The 2577-nt window shown below is 68.2% G+C and carries 4 protein-coding genes; 1 reads left to right on the top strand and 3 read right to left on the bottom strand.

Features of this window, described 5'->3' with window-relative positions; all coding sequences use genetic code 11:
- The 3 genes from AC1D1S_RS20605 to AC1D1S_RS20615 form a co-directional block, all read right to left on the bottom strand.
- Positions 1-357: sigma factor (locus AC1D1S_RS20605; protein ID WP_476995385.1), on the bottom strand; the 357-nt coding region annotated here is incomplete at its 3' end.
- Positions 358-664: 307 nt separating this feature from the next.
- Positions 665-1132 carry a tRNA (cytidine(34)-2'-O)-methyltransferase gene (locus AC1D1S_RS20610; protein WP_476946399.1) on the bottom strand — a complete coding sequence of 156 codons (468 nt, stop codon included), beginning with the start codon at positions 1130-1132 and terminating at the stop codon, positions 665-667.
- 82 nt (positions 1133-1214) lie between these two features.
- Positions 1215-2201: a J domain-containing protein gene (locus AC1D1S_RS20615; RefSeq protein WP_476995386.1), complete on the bottom strand. Its 987-nt coding sequence runs from the start codon at positions 2199-2201 to the stop codon at positions 1215-1217.
- Between the two features lie 110 nt (positions 2202-2311).
- Here AC1D1S_RS20615 and AC1D1S_RS20620 point away from each other — a divergent pair.
- Positions 2312-2577, top strand: a 266-nt coding sequence (locus tag AC1D1S_RS20620; protein ID WP_476995387.1) for a diacylglycerol kinase family protein, incomplete at its 3' end; no start/stop codon positions are given.

Raw genomic sequence — 2577 nt, forward strand, 5'->3', positions numbered from 1 at the left:
GTATCTGGCTTCGCGGTCGGTGGCGGACTGCGAGGACCGTACCTTGTCAACGGCGCGCCGGTGCGAGATCGTCATGAGCCAGGCGAGCGGACTGCCGGCGGTTGGATTGAATTTGGCGGCGTTCTGCCACACCTGGAGGAAGACTTCCTGGGTGGTGTCCTCACTGAGTTCGGTATCGATCAGGACCCGGCGTGCCATGCCGAAGACGCGTCTGGAGGTGAGGCTGTAAAATTCCGCGAACGCCGTCTGGTCGCCCTGGGCAATCAGTGCCAGCAGGCTGCTGAGCCGGCCGTTGATGTCGGCTGAGGTGTCCGCCGGTGCGGCGGCCTCGGGGTTCGGGGCATTCGGAGTTTCCATCACTCCCAAGCATAGGGCGCTTGCAGCCCAACGCGGGCCAATCGGTGCGGCATGCGGCGAGGGGCCGGCCCCTGCTAAGCGGGCAGAGGATCTGTCCAGATGTACTGTTTTCACCTGCCGCTCCTCGCTCCCTTCCGTTTCTCCGCACAATGCCCGGTAGACACAATGTGAATGGGCGGATTGGTGTCCGCCTTCAGAAGTGATTCGGTGCGGCCCGGCACCTGGATGGGCGCGCTGCGCGGGAATTCTTTCCCGCGGGCCGCCCAGGTGGCCAACGCACGTCGCGGCGGGCCTGCGCGGCGGACCGCTACAACTCGGCCCCGGCGAACCCGTTCTGGCGCCACGCCTCGTAGACGGCGATGGATGCCGCGTTGGCCAGGTTCAGTGACCGGAGGGCTGGGAGCATCGGCAGGCGCACCCGGGACGTCACCCGGGGACTGTTTTTGACTTCCTCGGGCAGGCCTACGGATTCAGGCCCAAACAGGAGGACGTCGCCGGCACGGTAGCGGATGTCTGTGTACGTGGTCTCGCCGTCGGAGGTAAAGGCAAATACCCGTTCCGGCTCGAGAGCGGCCCACGCCGCGTCAATGTCCGGGTGGACGGTCACGACGGCGAGGTCGTGGTAGTCAAGGCCCGCCCGCCGGAGTTTGGCGTCGGAAAAGTCAAAGCCCAGGGGCTCCACCAGATGCAGTTCGGCCCCCGTGATGGCAGCCAGCCTGATGGCGTTTCCCGTATTGCCGGGGATTTCTGGGGTGTGGAAGAGGATGCGGAACACCGTCCCATCCTAGCGAGCCGCCGGCGTCGAACGCGCCTCGGGCCTGCCGTCCCCGGGGCGCAGGGGAGCGCCCGGGCGGAATCTAGTGCATTCCGCGCAGCAGGCGGGCCAGTACGGGAACGTTGACGGTGTTGGGCGCCGGTCCCGAGCCGAGGAACAACTTCAGGCCGCGGGCCAGGCCCGCGGCGTTGACCACCTCGACCAGGCCCGAGCCTTCCCCGTACCCGCTTCCCTGGCCGCCGGGGGCGCGGCGGTGCCGGTCGATGACCGGTTGATGCAGATTGCCGTCCGTGCTGTGGACGACAATCCAGCCGGTGACATTGAGCTCGGGAAATATGTCCTGCATCCGGCGCACGATGTGGCCCAGCTGGGGCGGCGCGACGGAGCGTCCGCCGTGGGTCAACGTGCTGCCGTTCCATGCATAGGCACCCGGCGGCAGGAGCATGGATCCGACGATCGCTAGACGGTACCCGGCAAGGACCGCGTGGTCGATGTGGCTGTTGTCCGCCGGGGACTGCAGCCCGTTGACAAGGCGCGCCGCCGGGATGGTGGTCAGGATCTGCCTGCTGATGAGCTGCACGGTGCGCATTTCGCGTTGGATCCGGGCTTCGGCGCCGAAGATGCCGCGCTTGCGGGGCATACCGTGGACCTGCTGCCGGGCCACGCTGGCGGGAATCAGCGGCACCGCCGACCCACCGTGAAACTGCTCGAACGGGGGAACGTAGACGGGTGGATCTGCGGCCGTATTCCGCGGCGTGTTCGGCCGGCGCACGTTGGCGGAGGCCCGGCTGCCCGCGGCGGGCGCGTCGAAGTGGGCGCCCTCATCCCCGGCGGGAGACGAATACGCGCCGCCGGATGCGCTGCCGTAGGAGCGGTCGTAGTCCGCGCGGCGCTTGGTGTCGATGAGGGTCTCGTAGGCGAGCGTGACGCGCCTAAACGCTGCAGGGTCGCCGCCGTGGTCCGGGTGGGCGGTCCGGGCGGCCTTGCGGTACGCGACTTTGATGTCTTTCTCCGTCGCCGTCACGGGGATCCCGAGGACCTGGTAATGCGAGCTGCTGCCCTGCGTCAAACAGAGATCCTTTTCGTTGATGGTACCGGCGGTGGGAATGCCGGACCGTTCGTGGGCGTCCGGCGTGCCCAGTTTAACCGGCTGGAGGAATAACGAGTGCGTGCACAGGGATGGTTCCCGCCGGCTGGCATAATTCAGCGCATGCTGATCGCCGTCGCCGTCAACCCGCGCGCATCCTTTGGCCGGGCGCGGCACGCCGGCAAGGTCGCGGCGGCGTACTTCCGCGCAGCCGGGGTGCAGGTGCAGGTCCCGGCGCCCGCCGTCGGGTTCCGCTGGGCATCATTCCCGCCGGGACGGGCAACGACACGGCCCGGGCGCTGGGCCTGCCGCTGCACAACCTCCCGGCGGCCTGCGAACGGGCGCTGGAGTCGTTAGC

The organism is Arthrobacter sp. P1_A5, from assembly GCF_056406825.1.